Origin of the sequence: Streptomyces sp. NPDC053513, from assembly GCF_044544765.1 — a bacterium.
GTDB classification, from domain to species: domain Bacteria; phylum Actinomycetota; class Actinomycetes; order Streptomycetales; family Streptomycetaceae; genus Streptomyces; species Streptomyces litmocidini.
In genome coordinates this window covers 32,873-50,348 of record NZ_JBITXP010000007.1, presented here as the reverse complement: position 1 = coordinate 50,348, position 17,476 = coordinate 32,873, and the positions used below count along the sequence as shown (strand labels likewise).

The window sequence follows — 17,476 nt, the reverse complement described above, 5'->3', positions numbered from 1 at the left end:
GTTGGGATGGGCTGCTGGGGCACTCGGTACTCCGTTGGGTTGGCGGGGCTCGTGGTCGGGGCGGTCACTTGACGCTGCCCGCGGTCAGACCGGCCTTCCAGTGGCGCTGCAGGGCGAGGAAGGCGACGACGAGCGGGATCACGGCGACCAGGGACCCTGTGACGACCAGCGGGTAGAACTCGGGGAAGCTGCGGGTCTGCGCGTTCCACGAGTACAGGCCGAGGCTGACCGGGAAGAGCCGGTTGTCGGAGAGCATCACGAGCGGCAGGAAGAAGTTGTTCCAGATGGCGGTGAACTGGAACAGGAACACCGTGACGAAGCCCGGCATCACCATCCGCAGACCGATCGACCAGAAGATGCGCAGCTCCCCCGCCCCGTCCATCCTGGCGGCCTCGAGGACCTCACCGGGGACGTAACCGGCGACGAAGATCCGGGAGAGGTACACGCCGAAGGGGAAGACCAGGCTGGGGATGAAGACGGCCCAGAAGGTGTTGACGATGCCGATCTCGGAGGCGAGCAGGTACATCGGCAGCGCGAGCGCCGTGGTGGGCACCAGCACACCGACCAGCACCAGGCCGAACAGCTTCTCCTTGCCCGGGAACCGGTAGACCTCGAAGGCGTAGCCGGCGCAGACGCAGATGAACGCGCAGAGCAGGGCTCCACCTCCCGCGTAGAGCAGGGAGTTGAGGTACCAGCGGAAGTAGATGCCGCCGTCGGCGGTGGCCAGGTCGTGCAGGTTGTCGCCGAGGTGGAAGTTGCCCAGCGAGAGGCTGTTGCCTCCGAGCAGGTCCGGGGCGTTCTTGGCGGAGGCGGTGAGCAGCCAGAGCAGGGGCAGCAGGGTGTAGAGGGTGACCAGCACGAGGGCGGCGTTGACCGCCCCCTTCGACAGTGACCAGGGCCGGGGCTTCCTGGCGTGCGCGCTCATCGGACGGCCTCCGTCCGGCGCTCGGACCGGGCACGGCCGATCCGGGTGACGATGAAGGAGAGCAGGGCGGCGACGAGCGCGAGCAGCACGGACGAGGCGGCGGCGAGACCGTAGTCGTTGTGCTCGAAGGCGGCGGTGAACGCGTACATGTTGGGGGTCCAGGTGGTGGTGATGCCCGGGGCGGCGCCGCGCAGGATCATCGGTTCGGTGAACAGCTGGAGCGCCCCGATGACGGTGAACAGAGCGACCATCGTGACGGAGGCCTTGATCAGCGGGATCTTGATGCTGAGGGCGGTGCGCAGGGCGCCCGCGCCGTCCACCAGGGCCGCTTCCAGGATCTCGCGGGGGACGGCCTGCAACGCGGCGAAGAAGATGATCATGTTGTATCCGGTCCATTCCCAGACCGCGATGTTGACCACCGCGGGCAGAGGATGGCCGAGGAAGTCGATCTGCACGCCGGAGCTGCCGAGGGCGTCGATGACCGGGCTGATGCCGGGGGTGTACAGATACGTCCAGACCAGGGCCGCGATGATGCCGGGGACGGCGTGCGGGAGGAACAGCGCCAGCTGGAAGAAGCGCTTGGCACGGGCGTACACGGAGTCGAGCAGCAGGGCCACGACCAGCGACAGGCCGATCATCACGGGGATGTAGAGCAGGCAGTACTGGGCGATCGTCAGGAAGCCGTCCCGGTAGGCCTGGTCCCCCAGCGCTCGGGCGTAGTTGCCGAGGCCGGTGAAGACGGATTCGGCGTCGCCGAAGCCGAGGCCGGAGCGCTGTTCGGTGAACAGGCTCAGATAGACGGCGTAGCCGACCGGGACGAGCATCGCCGCGATGAACAGTGCGAGGAACGGGGCGATCAGTGCGGCGGGCGCCCCGTACCTCCCGCGCCGCCGCCCAGTGGCGCGGGAGGAGTCTGTGGTGCGGCTCGTCACTGGGCGACCTTGAGTCCGCGGTTCTGGATCTCGTCGACGGTGCCCTTCTGGGCGGCGTCGACGCCGGCCCGGATGGTGCCGCCCTGGCCGAGCTTGCCGAAGGCGTTCTTCAGCTCGTTGTTGGTGACCCCCATGACGGGGCCCCACTGCCACGTCGGCTTGATCGACTTGGCGGCGTCGACGAAGACGCTGTAGATGTCCTGGCCGCCGTAGAAGCCGGTGTCGAAGGCGTCCTTGGCGACCGGTACGAGATCGGGGGCGGCCGGGTACAGGGAGGAGGTGCCGGAGGCGATGCGTGCCTTGATGCCCTCGGGGGTGGTGGTGGCCCAGGTGGCGAACTCGACGGCGGCCTTCGCCTTCTTGCTGTTCTTGGAGACGGCGAAGGTGGAGCCGCCGAGCATGCCGCTGGCGGGCTTGCCGTCCCAGGTCGGGACCGGCGCGACGGCCCACTTCCCGGAGGCTTCGGGGGCGCTGGCCAGGCTGCTCTTGAGCACGCCGCCGCCCCAGGAGGCGCCGAGGTAGCCGGCGGTCTCGCCCTTCTGCAGCGAGGCGGTCCACTGCTGGCTGAACGACGGGTGGAGGCGGACCAGGTCGTCCGAGACCAGCTTCTGCCAGTAGTCGCCGACGCGGTTCGTCTCGGGGGTGTCGATGGCCACCTTCCAGGCGTCGCCGGAGGTGGCGAACCACTGGGCGCCGGCCTGCCAGGAGAACGCCTCGAAGGGGCTGGGGTCGTCGGGGAAGAAGGTGCCGATCCGGGTCTTGGGGTCGGCCGCCTTGAGCTTCTGCGCGTCGGCCCGGTACTCGTCCCAGGTCTTCGGCGGGGTGGTGATGCCCGCCTTCGCGAAGATGTCCTTGCGGTAGAAGAACACCTGCGGGGCGGCGTCGAGCGGAAGCGCCCAGGTGGAGCCGGCGAGGGAGGTGAGCTGGACGGCCTGCGGCAGGTACTTCGCCTTCAGTTCCGGTGAGACCAGATCGCCGATGTCCTGCACGGCGCCCTGGCTGACGAAGTCAGGGAGGGCCGCGTACTCCACGTTGAAGACGTCGGGCGCGTTGCCGGCCTTGGAGGCGTCCGAGATCTTGGCGTAGCCGCCCATGATCCCGGAGGGGATCTGCTCGAACTTGACCTGGACGTCCTTGTGGGAGGCGTTGAAGGCGTCCACGACGTCCTGGGTGCCCTTGGCCCAGCCCCAGAAGGTGATGGTGACGGGCTTGCCGTCGCTCGCCGCGGTGCTGTCCGAACCACTGCCGCCGCAGGCCGCGAGGAGCGAGAGGGAGAGCGCGGAGGCGGTCGTCACGGCCGCCAGGCGAAGGGCCCTGCGCGGGGAGATACGAGGAGTAGACATGGCACGGCTCCTGAGGAGGGGGTCGGTATGCCCGAGTCGGACGCCTGTCGCTGGGAGGGGAGGGGGACGTCAGCGAGGCGGTGCCGCCATCTTGCGACCGCATGAGATCGGAGTCAAGAGGAATCGATCAAATGATCTCACTTGATATTCGCATGCAAGCTGCTTTTCGGTAACAGTCCCGGTAATCCGGTTCGGTCGACAGATCGAGAGGTGTCATCATCTGATCATTCGATCAGATCGATCCGATGTGTCCGCTTCAGCTCGTCTTTCATCGAGGAATGAGCCATGCCCCCGATCCAGCTCCCCCCGGAGGACCGGCGACTCAGCCCCCGTACCGGCTGGACCCGACAGCACTGGGAGGCCGTCGCCGATGGGCTCCTGGCAGCCGTCCAGCCGTTCGCAGGCCCCGGAAACGCCCTGATCAGCCTGCCGGGGCCGGGCCCCAGCGTCTCCGGGCCCCGTTCCGACGGCCTTGAGGGCTTCGCCAGGACGTTCCTGCTCGCCGCGTTCCGAGTGGCGGGCGCGGGTGGCGACGACCCGCACGGGCTGCTGCCCCGGTACGCCGAGGGTCTGGCCGTCGGCACCCTGAGCCCGACCTCCGAGCTCGACCTGACCGACCGGGACCCGGTCTCCTGGCTCGCGGTCGGGGACCGCAACCAGGCGATGGTCGAGGCCGCCTCGATCGCCCTCGCGCTGCGCCTCACCCGGCCCTGGCTCTGGGACCGGCTGGACGAGGAGGTACGTGAGCGGGTCCGGGCCTGGCTGGCAGGCGCCCTGCACCACACCCCGGTCGACAACAACTGGTGGCTCTTCCCCTTCACGGTCGGCGGCTTCCTGGCCGAAGCCGGCCTCGACCACGACGGCGCCGCGCGGGCCGCCGTCCGGCGCGGCCTGACGAAGATCGAGCAGTGGTACCTCGGCGACGGCTGGTACACCGACGGCCGACCCCGCGCCTTCGACCACTACAACGGCTGGGCCTTCCACCTCTACCCCGTCCTGCACGCCCACCTGAGCGGCGACGGCGAGCTGCTCGACACCTACGGCGGCCGCCTCGCGGCACACCTGGAGGGTTACGCCCGGACCTTCGGCGCCGACGGTGCCCCGATGCACCAGGGCCGCTCGCTCACCTACCGGTTCGCCGCCGCGGCCCCGCTGTGGGCCGGAGCGCTCAGCGGTCACACGCCGCTGGCGCCGGGCACCACCCGCCGTCTCGCCTCCGGCACGCTGCGCCACTTCCTCGACCGGGGCGCGAGCGGACCGGACGGACTGCTCTCGCTCGGCTGGTACGGCCCGTACCAGCCCGTGGTCCAGTCGTACTCCGGGCCGGCGTCGCCGTACTGGGCGAGCAAGGGTTTCCTCGGGCTGCTCCTGCCGCCCGACCATCCGGTGTGGACCGAGCCCGAGGCGGCGGCGCCGGTCGAAGAGGGCGACGCCGTCCACCCGCTGCCCGGGCCGGGCTGGCTGATCCAGTCCACCGCGGCGGACGGCCTGGTGCGCCTGCACAACCACGGCAGCGACAACCAGCCGGCCGACGAGGTGCTCGCCGACGACCCGCTGTACGCGCGGCTCGGCCACTCCACCGCCACCGGCTCGGTCCACGACGGCCCGGCGGACAACCACTTCGGCCTGGTCGTCGACGGCGAGCTCAGCGAGCGCGGCAGGATCAGCCCGCTCGGCACCGGAGACGGCTGGGCCGCCTCGGCACACCGGCCGCGGATCGGCGGCGCGGAACTGCCGGGAGTCACCGTCACGTCGCTGGTGCTCGCCGTGGGCGCCGACGAACTCCACGTCCATCTGGTCGCCGGGGCCCCGCCGGGCACCGAGGTCCGGCACAGCGGCTGGGCCGTGGCCGGGGACGCGATCGAGACGTGGACGGACGGCCGTCTGGCCCACGTGGTCGCCGAGACCGCCGACGGTACACGGCTCGCCTCAGCCCTCCGGTGTGTCGAGGGCCTCACCGCGACCGCGGCAGCCCGTCGGCTCCCGGCCGGCACGGCCTTCGGCTCCGTGGGCGCGCTGCCCGTGCTGTCCGGTCGCACCGGAAGCGAACCCTCTCTGTTCGTCGCCGCCGCCCGACTCGGTCACTCCACCTCCCACCCCTCCTTCCGCCCCTCCGACGGTCCGCGCGTGCGCATCGACATGCCGATGATCCACGTGGTCTGGCCGGACGGCAGCGAGCACGACGTGCTCCTCGCCCCCGACCGGCCGACCGTCCACCGAAAGGACTGACACCGTGCGACTCGCCTTCTCCACCCTCGGCCTGCCGGGCCTGCCTCTCACCGAGGTGATCCGGCTGGCCGCCGACCACGGCTGGACCGGTCTGGAGCTCCGTTGCGCGCTCGGCGAGCCGGTTCACCCCGGCATGTCCGCGGCAGCACGAAACCGTACCCGCCGGGCGCTCGACACCGCCGGCCTCACGCCGCTCGCCGTGGCGAGCTACCTCGGCATCGCCGAGCCGGCCGAGGACGGCCCCCTGGTGTCCGCCCTGCTCGACCACGTACACCTGGCCGCCGACCTGGGCGCTCCGCACGTGCGGGTGTTCCCCCGAGGCGGCGAGGGCCGCGCCGAGGAGGCCGATCTGCGCGCCGCCCGCCGCCTCGCCGCGGCGGCCGACGAGGCACACGCTCTGGGCGTGCGCATCCTCCTGGAGACGCACGACTCGCACCGCACGGGGCGCGACGTGGCCCGGGTGCTCGACCTCGTCGGCCATCCGGCGGTCGGGGCGCTGTGGGACCTGCTCCACACCTGGCTGGCCGGCGAAACGCCGACGGCGAGCCGGGAAGCGCTACGGCGTCACCTGGGCTACGTCCAGGTCAAGGACGTGGCCGACCGGTCCGACCTCACCCCGCTGGCGCTCGGCGCGGGCGTGCTGCCCATCGGCGAGTGCGTACGCCTGCTGCCACCGGACTGCTGGGTGTCCTGGGAGTACGAGGCACCCTGGTACCCGGACGCCGCCCCGCTGGCACCGCTGCTGGGCCCGGGCGCGGAGCTCCTCGCCCGTCTGCGGGGCTGACTCCCGGCCGTCCGCGTCTCCCCACCAGATGGGGAGACGGTCAGTACCGGGGAGCCTGCGCGATCGGGCCGAGGTCGGGTTCCGCTCGCAGTTCCACGGACTGCGGTGCCGTGCTCCCCGTGAGATCGAGGAGCAGGATCTCGTTCATGCCCGCGCGCCAGAGCGGGGCCGGGGCGTAGAGGGTGCGCTGGGGGCCCTTCTCGGTCCTCAGGCGCCCCAGGAGGAAACCGTTGAGCCAGACCAGGGCGCGATCGCTGCCCGGAACCGCGACAAAGGCGTCGGCGGCCTCGGGCAGATCGACGACGGCGAGGTGGAACGCGGGACCCGTGTCGGCCTCCGGGGCGGGCGTGACCGCGCACATGCTGCTCAGGGCGGTCAGGTCGTCGAGCGGGAGCACCCGGATCTCCCAGCCGAACAGGTGCTGGTAATCCAGGCGTACGCCGCCGACCAGGCCTTTCCGGTCGGCCAGGTGAGGGCCGTAGTTGACCCTTCCGAAGGGCTCGACGAGGATCTCCAGCTCAGCACCGCCCTCAGGGATCGTCAGCTCGGCGGTCGGGGACGGGTCGTCGCGTTCGAGCACGGCGACGAGGCGACCGTCGAGGAAGATCTGGGCCAGGTCCCGGATGCCGTCGACGGTCAGCGTGGCGGGGCCGGCGGGGCCGGTGATGCGGTGCCGGTAATGGACGAGGCCTTGGTGGTGGCCGAGCTTCTCCAGCGGCTCGGGCGCGGGACGGTGTGTGGCGGCTGAAAGCAGGTCCAGTTCGTCGCGCAGGCCGGCGACCCGGATGGCGGGCCGGGTCTGCGGGGAGACGCGCGGCGGCCGGGCGGGCAGCTCGGTGTCCGGGAGGGGTACGTAGCGGCCGATGACCTCGCGGAAGGCGTGGAACTTCTCGGTCAGTTCCCCGGCCTCGCCGATCGGTGCGTCGTAGTCGTAGCTGGTGATCGTGGGCATGTAGCCCGGGTCGGTGAGGGTCTTGCCGGTGTGGTTGGCACCGGCCCACCAGCCGAAGTTGGTGCCGCCGTGTCCCATGTAGATGTTGACCGATCCGCCGGCGGCGAGGATTCCGTCGAGCGCTTCGGCGGCGTCGGTGCTGTCCCGTACGTGGTGCGGTTCGCCGTAGTGGTCGAACCAGCCGTTCCAGAACTCCATGCACACCGACGGCTCGTCCGGCCGGAACTCGGCGAGGGCGGCGAACGCCTCTTCGGGACGCGAGCCGAAGTTGGCGGTGGCCAGCACGCCGGGGAGGGCGCCGCCGGCGAGCATGCGGGCTTCGGGGCCGTCGGAGGTGAAGAGCAGGCAGTCGATGCCCCGGGCGACGAGACCGTCCTTCAGGTGCTCCAGGTAGGCCCGGTCGTTGCCGTAGCTGCCGTACTCGTTCTCGACCTGGACCGCGACGATCGGGCCCCCGCGCGAGGCCTGGAGTTCGGCGAGTACGGGAATCAGCTCGTCGAACCAGCGGTCCACAGCTGCGAGATAAGAGGGATCGCTCGTGCGCAGGGCTGTCGACTCGTCGGCGAGCAGCCAGGCCGGGAGCCCGCCCAGGTCCCATTCCGCGCAGATGTAGGGGCCGGGGCGGGCGATCACGTCGAGGCCGAGCGCGCCGGCCTCGCGGATGAACGCGGCGACGTCGTGCCAGCCGTCGAAGCGGGGCGGGCCGGGGGTGGGCTGGTGGAAGTTCCACGCGACGTACAGCTCGACGGTGTTGCAGCCCATGGCACGCAACCGCCGCAGCCGGTCACGCCACAGGCCCGGGTGGATGCGGAAGTAGTGCACGGCGGCGGAGACGATGCGGTGTTCGCGGCCGCCGCGCAGGAAGCGGGTGCCGTCGACGGTCAGGGCCGGTCGGGTGCTCATGTGTGGCTGCTTTCAGTGGGTGTCGTGGACGCGCGGCTTCGGGCGCCGCCGCGGTGGCGGCGCCCGAAGCCTGGGAAAACGGTGGTGTCAGTGGAGCGTCACGGCCGGGTCCACTGCTGGTTGGTGCCGCCATTGCAGGCCCAGATCTGCAGGGGGGTGCCGTTGGCGGTGGCGCGGTTGGCGGCGTCCAGGCAGAGGCCGGATTCGACGCCCCGGAACGTCTTGGTTCCGGAGTCGTACGTCCAGCGCTGGTTGGCGCCGCCGTTGCAGTCCCACAGATCCACCCGGGTCCCGTCGGCGGTGCCGTGCCCGGTGACGTCGAGGCACTTGCCGAGCGCGCGGACGGTGCCGTCCGCGGGGAGGGACCAGGTCTGGTTGGCGCCGCCGTTGCAGTCCCACAGCACGATGGCGGAGCCGTTGGCGCTGCTGTTGTCGGCGACGTCGACACATCGCTGGGAGCCCACGCCGACGATCGGGCCGGACGGGGCCGGCGTGCAGGTGGGCAGGCCGGCGGTCGAGGTCCCGAGATCGTCGACGACCAGGTTGTCCAGCGTCGCCGCGCCGTTGGCACCGGTCGCGGCGGTGAGGGCCAGGTAGGCGTCACCGCAGGTGCCGGTGCTGAACGAGACGTCGAGGTGGGCGTACGGGGCGGAGCGCACCGGGGGCAGGCTGTCCGTCCAGGGCTTGGTCCACCACGAGGGGACGGGACCCGGGGCCGGTGCGCTGGTCAGGCCCGTGGTCGTGGTCTGGTTGAGCAGGACGTCCTTGACCGGGACTCCCGCGCCGTCGGAATTGACCTGGAAGTGGTACTGGCCGGCTGTGTCGCTCTGGTAGTCCGCCTGCACGCGGTACGAGTGGCCGGGAGTGAACCGGATCGATCCGGGCCAGGTACGGAACTGCAGGCCGGAGCCGTTGTTGATGGTCTCCAGCGAGTACGCGCCGCTGATGGTGTCGCGGGTGTAGCCGTCGTGGAACTCGGAGAGGATCTCGCTGGGCTCGCCGGGCTTCCCGATCAGGAAGGGACCGAATCCGCCGCCGGTGTTGTGCTCGAAGTCCTCGGTGTAGAAGTGGCCGTCGGCACGGTGGGTGGCGCCGGGATCGGCCGTCGCACGCACGTCGGACCAGAGCACGGTGCCGTCCGCGCCGTCGGCCATCAGGTGCAGGGTGGCCGTGGTGGAGCCGGCGGGCTGGGTGAACAGCACCTCCAGGCGCTGGAACCGCTGGCCGCTGAACCGGTTGTCCGCGTCGGTCTGGACCGGGGTCGGCCTGTCGATCCAGTTGTCGACCGGGGCGGCGCCGTTGCCGTCGACGCGGAGGGTGGCCCTGCGGGTGCCTGTCACCGAGACGTACGCGGAGGCGGAGTACGTCTGTCCCGGGGTGAGACCGGTCAGACGCTGGGTCACCTGGCCGTCGGCGGCGCCGGTGATCCGCAGGTTCTGGAAGCCCTTGGAGTCGGTCACCACGGAGACGCCGGAGGTGTCGCCGGAGGTGGAGGAAGGCGTCCAGGAGCTGAGGTCGCGGGTGAAGAACTCGCCGTTCTTGACGATCGTCCCGGTGCCGAAACCGACCGAGGCGGCGGTGTCGGTGCGCCGCACCGGGGAGCCGGTGTTGCTGCCGTCGGAGAAGGCGCCGGTCGTCGGGACGGAGACGGGGGTGCCGGGGTAGATCACGTACGGGGTGTTGGCGTCGAGGTCGAGCGTCACCTTGCCGCCGCTGACGGCGAGCTGCGTACCAGCACCCTTGCCGGTGTCGGAGAGCTTGTGGAGCGTCACCGAGGTCTGGCCGGCCCAGGCTTTCGGCAGGGTCCAGGCACGTGACTCGGCCGTGTCGTTCCAGGCGTAGATCTTCTGCTGGCCCTGCGGGGACCAGGGGAGGAAGAACTTGTCGCCGTCGCGCTGGAGTGCGCCGTCGCGCCAGATCTGCGGCGAGGTGCCGTTCATCCTGGTGGAGACGCCGTCGGTGAACCGGATGTCGCCGGGCTTCCAGCTGGTGACCTGGAAGTTCTGCAGGTACTTGGTCGGCAGGTTGTCGGTGAAGACCTCGGCGATCTCCGCGTTGACCGAGTGGCTGCTGTGCCATCCCATGAACGAGGCCTTGTTCTGCACCCCTCCCAGCATCGGCTCGCTCTCCTGGATCCACGCGTCCATGTCCTGGTTGTGGACGAAGCGCAGGATCTTGCTGTTGATGCCGACGTTCTTGTACTCGGCCGACTGGTGGTACCAGGACGCGTACGGGAACATGAACGTGGGGAACTCGGTGTAGATCGGCAGGCCGTGCTGCGCGACGACGTCCGCTTCCTTCCAGGCGTTCCAGTCGATGCTGTCGTGCTGCATGAACGCGTCGCTGTAGACGAAGCCGAGGTTCGGGACGTCTTTCAGGAGGGCGTCGATCCGCTGCTTGTAGTCGCCGCTCGCCAGATCCTTGCCAGTGTCGAGACTGTAGGCCGTGTCCCCGTAGACGTACGGGGTCTCGGTGCCCGTAGGGTCGTCCCTCTTGTCCCAGCGGAAGTTCTTGCTGCGCGGTGCCTGGCCGACGTCGCTGATGTGGACGCCGACGATCGTGTTGTACGCCGCGGCGCCGTCGACGACGGTGTTGATGTCCGCGAGTCCGCCGGCGGCCGTGTTGTAGTGGCCCGCGTAGTCCGGGTGCCCTGCGTCGTGGCCCTCGTCCTGGTAGCCCTTCAACTGGATGGACTGGCCCAGACCGTCGGTGTAGAGCGCCGTCTTCTTGATGTCGTCGAGGGTCTTCACGAACGGGTTCTGAGCTTGGGAGACGAAGTTCATCGCGATCTGCGTGACAACGTTGTTCTTCGTCTGGGCGGCCTGCGCCGGCTGTGGTCTGATCTGGCGATACGCGATGGCCGCGTCCTGCCAGTCGACGCCGTCGACGCCGTTCGCGTCACCGGTGACGACGACCTTCGCCTCCGGCAGGGCGACGACCTGCCCGTCCGGGCCTCGGTAGGTCCACAGCTCCGAAGAGACGGAGGTCGTGTTGACGCCGCCGGACGCGGTCGTCCGCACCAGCAGGTTGCCGCCACGGCGGGGGTCCACCGGGTCGTTGAAGGAGGTGAGCGAATTGGTGGTGACACCGGCGGCGATCGTCGAGTCGGCCACCAGGGCGATGACCTTGTTCCGTGCCGCGGAGTCGACCGGTAGCGAGGACACGGAGGCGATGGTGTCCATGTCGGGCCCGGGTGCGTAGGAGGTCCTGTAGACCGAGGCGGAGGCGAGTTGCGCACCGGGCCGGTCGCCCCGGATGGACAGCAGGTTCAGCCCCGGGATCGCCAGGGTGGAGACCTTCGTCGTTCCCGTCTCGGTGACTCCGGTGACCTTCCAGTCGAGGACGGAGCCGGACACCGAGAGCCGGACGTTCAGGGTGACGCCGATCGTCGGGAAGCCGAGCACGTAGTCCACGTGGTCGGTGGCCACCGTGGAGGCCACGATGGGCGTGTAGGCGGTGCCGTTGATGCTGACCTGCGGTGTCGCGCCCGTGTTGCCGGGCAGGGTGCCTCCGCCGAGCTGGTACTGGAGCACCTGTGGGAACGCGGTGTCGACGGTGACGCCGAGCGTCCCGGAGCTGATGACCGCGGTCGCGGACGCGGTCGTCTGTGCCGCTGACGCGGGGACGGTGCCGAGGACGAGCAGCGCGGCGCTGAGCAGCGCGGCGCAGGTCGTACGGGGACGTGGTCGTTGCATGGCGACCCTTCTGAGGTGGCGGCTACTTGACTGCGCCCGCCGTCAGCCCGCTGCGCCAGAAGCGCTGGAGGGCGACGAAGGCGACGAGGAGGGGGACGAGCGAGAGGAAGGCGCCGGTGATCGGCAGGATCGGTGGGACGCCGTTCGCGAACTCCGAGCGCCACTGGACCAGCCCGACCGTCACGGGGAGCTTGCTCGCGTCGTTGAGCATGAGGGCGGGCAGCAGGTAGTTGTTCCAGACGCCGACGAACTGGAAGAGGAAGACCGTCACCATGGCCGGCGCCATGACCGGCACCGCGATCCGGAAGAAGGCCCGCTGTTCACCGGCACCGTCGATGCGCGCCGCTTCGAGCAGCTCGTCGGGGACCGACGCCGACGCGTAGATCTTCGAGAGGTAGACGCCGAAGGGGCTGACGAAACTGGGAAGCAGGACGGCCCAGTAGGTGTCGGTGAGCTGCAGCCCGGCGAGCATCAGGAACAGCGGCAGGGCGAACATCGGCGCCGGGACCAGCACCGAGGCGAGGATCACGTTGAAGATCGCGTCGCGCCCCCGGAACCGGTATTTGGCGAGGGCATAGCCGGCCATCACCGACAGCAGGGTGCTGACCGCGGCGCCGGCCAGGCTGTACAGCGCGCTGTTGGCCAACCAGGAGGCGAAGACCCCGTCCTGGAAGGAGAAGACCCGGCGGAGGTTGGCGGCCAGGTCGAAGTGGGAGAACCAGAGTGGGTGGCCCTGGTAGAGGTAGCCCTCCCCCTTGGTCGCCGAGACGAACAGCCACCAGAGCGGGACGAGGGTGTACAGGGCCATCAGACCGAGCACCGCGTTGACCGCGAGGCGGGTGGGCACGGAGCTGCGGGTGCCGGTCATGCGTCAGCCGTCCTTCGCTGGGTGAACTTCAGGAGCCCGAAGGAGAGCACGAGCGTCACGAGAGCCAGCAGAACCGATTCGGCAGCGGCAAGGTTCGTATCCGCCTGGGAGGCGGTGAGCGTGGTGTTCATGATCGGACTGAACTTGTTGGAGGCACCGGGAATCCGTGCTGCGGCCAGTACGGCCGGTTCGGTGTAGAGCTGAGCGGTACCGATGACGGAGAAGATCGTGGTGAGGACCAGGGCGGGGCGGATCATCGGGATCTTCACGTACCAGGCCAGCCGCCAGCCGGTGCAGTTGTCGAGGGTCGCGGCCTCGACGACCTCGCCGGGCAGGGCCTGCAGCGCCGAGTAGACGATCAGCATGTTGTAGCCGGTCCATCCCCAGGTGATCATGTTGCCGATCGACACGGGGATCCAGCCGGCGGACAGGAAGTCGACATCGATGCCGACCGCCGCCAGCGGACCCGTGAACGGCGAGAGGTTCTTGACCAGCAGGAACGACCACATCACGGCGGCGATCGCCCCGGGCAGCGCGTAGGGCAGGAAGTAGATCAGCCGAAAGGTCTTCCGGAGGCGGGCCGAACGCGAGTCGAGCAGCAGCGCGAGGAGCAGGGCGAGGCCGAGCATCACCGGAACCTGGACGGCACCGAGCAGGCCCACCCGGGCCAGCGAGGCGGTGAAGTCACCGTCGCGGAAGGCGTCGGCGTAGTTCTCCAAGCCCGCGAAGCGGGCGGTCTGCCCACCGCCGAACAGACCTTGGCGCCGCACCTGGTAGAAGCTCTGGTAGATCGCGTATCCGATGGGCGCGAGCATCATCGCGGTGAACAGGACACCGAACGGAAGCAGGAACCTGGCCGCGTTGAGCCCGGCCCGGCGACGATGGCGATGGCTCGGGCCGGCCGCGACACGTACAGGCGCCGGAGCGGGCGGAGATGAGGTCTGTGTGCTCATGGCGGTCTTTCTCGGGAGGATGTGCGGTTCTGACGGACACGGGCCCGTGGTGCCGGCCCCTTCGGTCGGCACCACGGGAGTCTTCGGTGACGGCCGCCCGCCGGCCTGACGTCCCCTCGAATCAGCCGCCGGTCACCGAGAGCCCGAGGCTCTTGATCTTGTCGACCGTCTTCTGCTGGACCGTGGTCGTGGCCTCGGCGTACGTGCTCGTGCCGATCGCGTCCGAGTAGTCCGCCTCGACCTGGCCGAACGTCGGCCCGACGACCCAGGTGGAGGGGACGTTGGCCGCGGACTCCTTGAAGACGTCGTAGATCTTCTGCCCGCCGAAGTACGGATCGCCCTTCGACAGCAGCGGGTTCTCCAGGCCGGCCTTCGATGCCGGATACAGTCCACCGACCGTGATGCCGGTACTGACCGCGTCCGGGTCGCTGGAGAGGAACGCGGCGAACTCCACGGCCTCCTTCGGCGTCTTGCACCCGGACAGCACCGAGGTGGCCGAGCCGCCCGAGTTGGAGCTGGTCTTGTCACCGGCGGTCCAGGTCGGCATCGGGGCCACTGCCCACTTCCCGGAGAGGTCCTTCAGATCGCCCTTGAGGCCCGGGGAGGCCCAGGCGGCGTTCACGAAGGTCATGACCTTGCCGGCCTCGGAGGCCTTGTCGAAGTTCGGGTCCCAGGCGTTGCCGTTGTTCATCACCTGCTTCTTGTCCTTCAGGCCCTGCCAGAACGCGGCGACCTTCCGGGTGCCCGGGTTGTCGATGGACACCTGCCAGGAGCTGCCCTTCGTACCGAACCAGGACGAGCCGGTCTGCCAGGTCAGGGCGGCCATGTCGTACGCGTCCTGTGGCACGGTGCCGAAGGCGACGCTCGGGTCGGCGGCCTGGACCTTGGCGGCGTCCGCGGCGTACTCCTCCCAGGTGGCCGGAGGCTTGGCGATGCCGAACTTCTTGAACAGGTCGGTGCGGTAATACAGAGCCATCGGACCGGTGTCGACGGGGATGCCGTAGACCTTGCCGCCGGCCGAGGAAGCGGCGACCGTCCAGTCCAGGTACTTGCCGGTGTCGCCGGACGCGTACGGCGTGATGTCCATCAGCGCGTTCTTGACCAGCATCGACGGGATGTCGTTGTACGTGACCTGCGCCAGGCACGGGGCCTTGCCCGCCGCGATCGCGTTGGTCATCTGGTCGTAGCCGCCCTTGGCGCCGGAGGGGATCTGCTTGAACGTCACCTTGACGTCCGGGTGGGTGGCGTTCCACTGGGCCGTGATCTTGTCGTAGCCCGGGGCCCAGCCCCAGAACTCCATCGACATCGGCCCGCCGTGCGACGCGTCACCGGCAGCATCGGAGCCGGAACACCCGGTCACCAGCAGGGTCAGGGAGACGGCTGCCGCACCGACGACGGCTCTGGTCGTGGAGGCAGGCATGAAGTTGCGCATTATTTCCTCGGGGTGGTGTTCGTGGCGACGGCTGAATCGGCTGAGACTCCGGAAGGCCACACGATGAAGACGGGGAAATATTCATTGCGCCGAACTCGGCAAGTCAATACGAAGGGCCCTTGTTTTTTCACTGACAAGGCGGGCGATTTTTTCGGGCAGGCCGAACGGCCTCACGCCGTTGACCTGCCCTTTCATAAAAGAACGAGGTGAACGTGAAGCTGAAAGTAAAATGGGGATCCGGTTTATCGCCTATGGAAGATCGGCAAGCTGCAATGCGTCGCCCATCCGGTGGGAGGACGCCACAAATTCCCGCAGTCATGCGGCAGTAGATTTCCGATCACGCACTGGAAGACGCCAGGAGCGCGGGTGGAATTCTCATGCCAATCGGGCACGAACTCCCTCCTGAATGACCAGACACGCGGAACCCCGCGCCCAAAGGGTCTCGCTGGCTTCGTCGACCTTGATCACGCAGTCTTCCGCCGCGGTGGAGATGGCATGACGTTTCAGCGCCGCGGTCATGGCAGGACCGAAGAACTCGTAGGCCGCCACGCCCTCCCCCGCGATCACGACCAACCCGGGGTTGAGCAGATTGCAGAGACACGCGAGACCGCGCCCGAGCGCATCGCCCGCCACGGAGAAGGCATCGAGAGCGGCACGCCGTTCGGTGTCATTACCTGACCGGGCGAGCTCCACGACGGCTTCGTAGTCGGCGTCAAGCCGGCCACCGGCCTCACGAAAGGTGCGCAGTACCCCGTCGGAGGAAGCCAGTGCCTCCACACAGCCACGGTTGCCGCAGGCGCATTCCGGGCCTCCGGGATCGATCGGCAGATGCCCGAACTCGACGGCCAATCCACCGGCTCCGGAGTGCAGTTTCCCATGCAGCATCAGCGCGCCACCCACGCCGCGGCCGACGGAGATCACGGCGAACGACTCGACTTCCCTGCCCTCGCCGAACCAGCGCTCCGCGATGACCAAGGCGTTCACGTCGTTGTTCACCACCACCGGAAGTCCGGTGGCCTCGCTCAGCGGAGCGGCGATGGGGACGTCCGTCCACCCCAGCCGTACCGCCGAACGGCACACACCGCTCGCCGCATCGACGTGCCCGCCCACGCCCACGCCGACGCCCAGCACCTTGGCGACGGCGTTCGGCACCTGGCCGACGAGTCGGGCCGTCAGCTCCGCTGCGACCGCCAGCACATGCGCGGGCTCCAGCGAGTCGAGCGTCTCCTGCAGGCGGGCCATGGGACGTGCGCCGAGATCGGTGAGTACGGCCGCGACGTGGGTGCGCGCGATCTGGACTCCGACCACCAGATGCTGCTCGGTGTTGACCCTCAGCAGCCGCTGGGGTCGCCCCAGGCCGTTCGCGGTCTGTTTCCCCGTCTCGCACAGATAGCCGCTTTCGATCAACGGCGCGAGCAGACGAGTCACGGTGGAGGGCGACAGACCGAGTCGCTGCGCGATCACCGTCCGGGAGATCGGGCCGGCGGTCAGCACCTGGGCGAAGATCTCGGCTCCCGTCTGGTCGGGAACCAAAGCCGTCATCGCGGTCACGTCGCGCCTCCTCATCGCCCGGACTACGCGTCGTCCAGGGTACGGAGGACTTATTTTTACGCAACAAGAAAATAACTACAAGGCCTTGCGCGACCCAGCCTCACCACGGGCTTGCCGTCACCGACGCATCGGTCACGGCTCCGGCTCCGCGCCCCGACGGCTCCGAAGGCGCCCCTCCGCGGCGGCCGGGGCGGCCATGACGGCACACCGGTCCGCTTCGCCCTCAACCGCAGATTGCGCAGTCCGACCGAACCGGCTCGGGGAGGAGAAGCTCTGCGGTGACCCGCGTCCCCTCGGCCGTCCGATGGATCTCGCAGTGCGCCGAAAAGGCCGTGACCAGGTCCAGGCCGCGGCCGGAGCACGCGTCGTCGTCGGCGGGCCCGGAGACCTCGGGGGATTGCCAGCGGCCGGAATCCTGGACGTGGAGCAGGAGCCGGTCACCCATGCCGACGATGTGCAGGGCGACGTCTTCGCTGCCGCTGTGACGAACCGCGTTCGCGGCCAGCTCGGTCACGATGAGCCCGACGGCCTCCTCGACCGATTCCGGCAGGCGCCACTGCTGGATCACGCGGCAGGCCAGGCGGCGCAGGACGGGCACCGAGGACGTTTCGGCCGCCATGACGCAACCGACCGTGCCGACGCGGTGGGTGCATGCATGCCGCCGGGCGGGAAGGACGGTGGGGAACGCCTGCTGAATGCTCATCGGAGGCTCCTTCACGCCCGGGCCTTTGATCCGCCGGGCTGCGAAAGGTGGGGTTACTGCGGGAGAGGGGGCGACGGAGGGGCGAGGCCTCACGCCGGGGCGCCAGGGGCACACGGAGCGCGGCAGACCCTCTTGATCACGACCAGCGGGTCCGACCTTCACCGACGAGATGGTTGCCGGCTACGGCATGCCCTCACAGTAGGTAG

At 69.4% G+C, this 17,476-nt stretch carries 12 protein-coding genes; 2 read left to right on the top strand and 10 right to left on the bottom strand.

Annotation, left to right across the window (positions count from 1 at the left end):
* Positions 1-64 precede the first annotated feature (64 nt).
* The 3 genes from ACIGW4_RS14145 to ACIGW4_RS14135 are packed head-to-tail and all read right to left on the bottom strand — an operon-like array spanning position 65 to position 3,200.
* Complete coding sequence (locus ACIGW4_RS14145) at positions 65-925, bottom strand: carbohydrate ABC transporter permease (RefSeq protein WP_399580472.1); 861 nt, start codon at positions 923-925, stop codon at positions 65-67.
* On the bottom strand, positions 922-1,857 hold the full coding sequence (locus tag ACIGW4_RS14140; RefSeq protein WP_399580469.1) for a carbohydrate ABC transporter permease: 936 nt from the start codon (positions 1,855-1,857) through the stop codon (positions 922-924). Before ACIGW4_RS14140 ends, ACIGW4_RS14145 begins: the two co-directional genes overlap by 4 nt.
* Positions 1,854-3,200 (bottom strand): ABC transporter substrate-binding protein, encoded by a 1,347-nt coding sequence (locus ACIGW4_RS14135; protein WP_399580466.1) that lies wholly within the window; start codon positions 3,198-3,200, stop codon positions 1,854-1,856. The genes ACIGW4_RS14140 and ACIGW4_RS14135 overlap by 4 nt, the downstream gene beginning before the upstream one ends.
* Positions 3,201-3,485: 285 nt before the next feature.
* On the opposite strand from ACIGW4_RS14135, the gene ACIGW4_RS14130 reads away from it, so the two are divergent.
* Both ACIGW4_RS14130 and ACIGW4_RS14125 read left to right on the top strand, forming a co-directional pair.
* Positions 3,486-5,429 (top strand): DUF2264 domain-containing protein, encoded by a 1,944-nt coding sequence (locus ACIGW4_RS14130; protein ID WP_399580463.1) that lies wholly within the window; start codon positions 3,486-3,488, stop codon positions 5,427-5,429.
* 4 nt (positions 5,430-5,433) lie between these two features.
* On the top strand, positions 5,434-6,213 hold the full coding sequence (locus ACIGW4_RS14125; protein WP_399580461.1) for a sugar phosphate isomerase/epimerase family protein: 780 nt from the start codon (positions 5,434-5,436) through the stop codon (positions 6,211-6,213).
* Positions 6,214-6,253: 40 nt separating this feature from the next.
* Here ACIGW4_RS14125 and ACIGW4_RS14120 read toward each other — a convergent pair whose 3' ends face one another.
* The 7 genes from ACIGW4_RS14120 to ACIGW4_RS14090 form a co-directional block, all read right to left on the bottom strand.
* The gene (locus ACIGW4_RS14120; RefSeq protein ID WP_399580459.1) at positions 6,254-8,068 is read right to left on the bottom strand and encodes a beta-galactosidase family protein; all 1,815 of its coding nucleotides are present in this window, start codon (positions 8,066-8,068) and stop codon (positions 6,254-6,256) included.
* A gap of 98 nt (positions 8,069-8,166) precedes the next feature.
* Entirely contained in the window at positions 8,167-11,763 is a 3,597-nt protein-coding gene (locus ACIGW4_RS14115; protein WP_399580456.1) for an endo-alpha-N-acetylgalactosaminidase family protein, read from the bottom strand.
* A 22-nt stretch (positions 11,764-11,785) separates the two neighbouring features.
* Positions 11,786-12,631, bottom strand: coding sequence for a carbohydrate ABC transporter permease (locus ACIGW4_RS14110; protein ID WP_399580451.1), 846 nt, complete (start codon positions 12,629-12,631; stop codon positions 11,786-11,788).
* The gene (locus ACIGW4_RS14105; protein WP_399580449.1) at positions 12,628-13,584 is read right to left on the bottom strand and encodes a carbohydrate ABC transporter permease; all 957 of its coding nucleotides are present in this window, start codon (positions 13,582-13,584) and stop codon (positions 12,628-12,630) included. Before ACIGW4_RS14105 ends, ACIGW4_RS14110 begins: the two co-directional genes overlap by 4 nt.
* 121 nt (positions 13,585-13,705) lie before the next feature.
* Positions 13,706-15,004, bottom strand: coding sequence for an ABC transporter substrate-binding protein (locus tag ACIGW4_RS14100; protein WP_399580447.1), 1,299 nt, complete (start codon positions 15,002-15,004; stop codon positions 13,706-13,708).
* A gap of 387 nt (positions 15,005-15,391) precedes the next feature.
* Entirely contained in the window at positions 15,392-16,558 is a 1,167-nt protein-coding gene (locus ACIGW4_RS14095) for an ROK family protein (protein WP_399580845.1), read from the bottom strand.
* A 232-nt stretch (positions 16,559-16,790) separates the two neighbouring features.
* Complete coding sequence (locus ACIGW4_RS14090) at positions 16,791-17,270, bottom strand: ATP-binding protein (RefSeq protein WP_399580444.1); 480 nt, start codon at positions 17,268-17,270, stop codon at positions 16,791-16,793.
* Positions 17,271-17,476: the final 206 nt, after the last annotated feature.

Bases quoted from the DNA above. Each gene is read 5' to 3' on its own strand.
- ACIGW4_RS14110 (WP_399580451.1), bottom strand. From the start codon at position 12,631: ATGACCGGCACCCGCAGCTCCGTGCCCACCCGCCTCGCGGTCAACGCG.
- ACIGW4_RS14105 (WP_399580449.1), bottom strand. From the start codon at position 13,584: ATGAGCACACAGACCTCATCTCCGCCCGCTCCGGCGCCTGTACGTGTC.
- ACIGW4_RS14120 (WP_399580459.1), bottom strand. From the start codon at position 8,068: ATGAGCACCCGACCGGCCCTGACCGTCGACGGCACCCGCTTCCTGCGC.
- ACIGW4_RS14100 (WP_399580447.1), bottom strand. From the start codon at position 15,004: ATGCCTGCCTCCACGACCAGAGCCGTCGTCGGTGCGGCAGCCGTCTCC.
- ACIGW4_RS14095 (WP_399580845.1), bottom strand. From the start codon at position 16,558: ATGACGGCTTTGGTTCCCGACCAGACGGGAGCCGAGATCTTCGCCCAG.
- ACIGW4_RS14130 (WP_399580463.1), top strand. From the start codon at position 3,486: ATGCCCCCGATCCAGCTCCCCCCGGAGGACCGGCGACTCAGCCCCCGT.
- ACIGW4_RS14090 (WP_399580444.1), bottom strand. From the start codon at position 17,270: ATGAGCATTCAGCAGGCGTTCCCCACCGTCCTTCCCGCCCGGCGGCAT.
- ACIGW4_RS14135 (WP_399580466.1), bottom strand. From the start codon at position 3,200: ATGTCTACTCCTCGTATCTCCCCGCGCAGGGCCCTTCGCCTGGCGGCC.
- ACIGW4_RS14115 (WP_399580456.1), bottom strand. From the start codon at position 11,763: ATGCAACGACCACGTCCCCGTACGACCTGCGCCGCGCTGCTCAGCGCC.
- ACIGW4_RS14145 (WP_399580472.1), bottom strand. From the start codon at position 925: ATGAGCGCGCACGCCAGGAAGCCCCGGCCCTGGTCACTGTCGAAGGGG.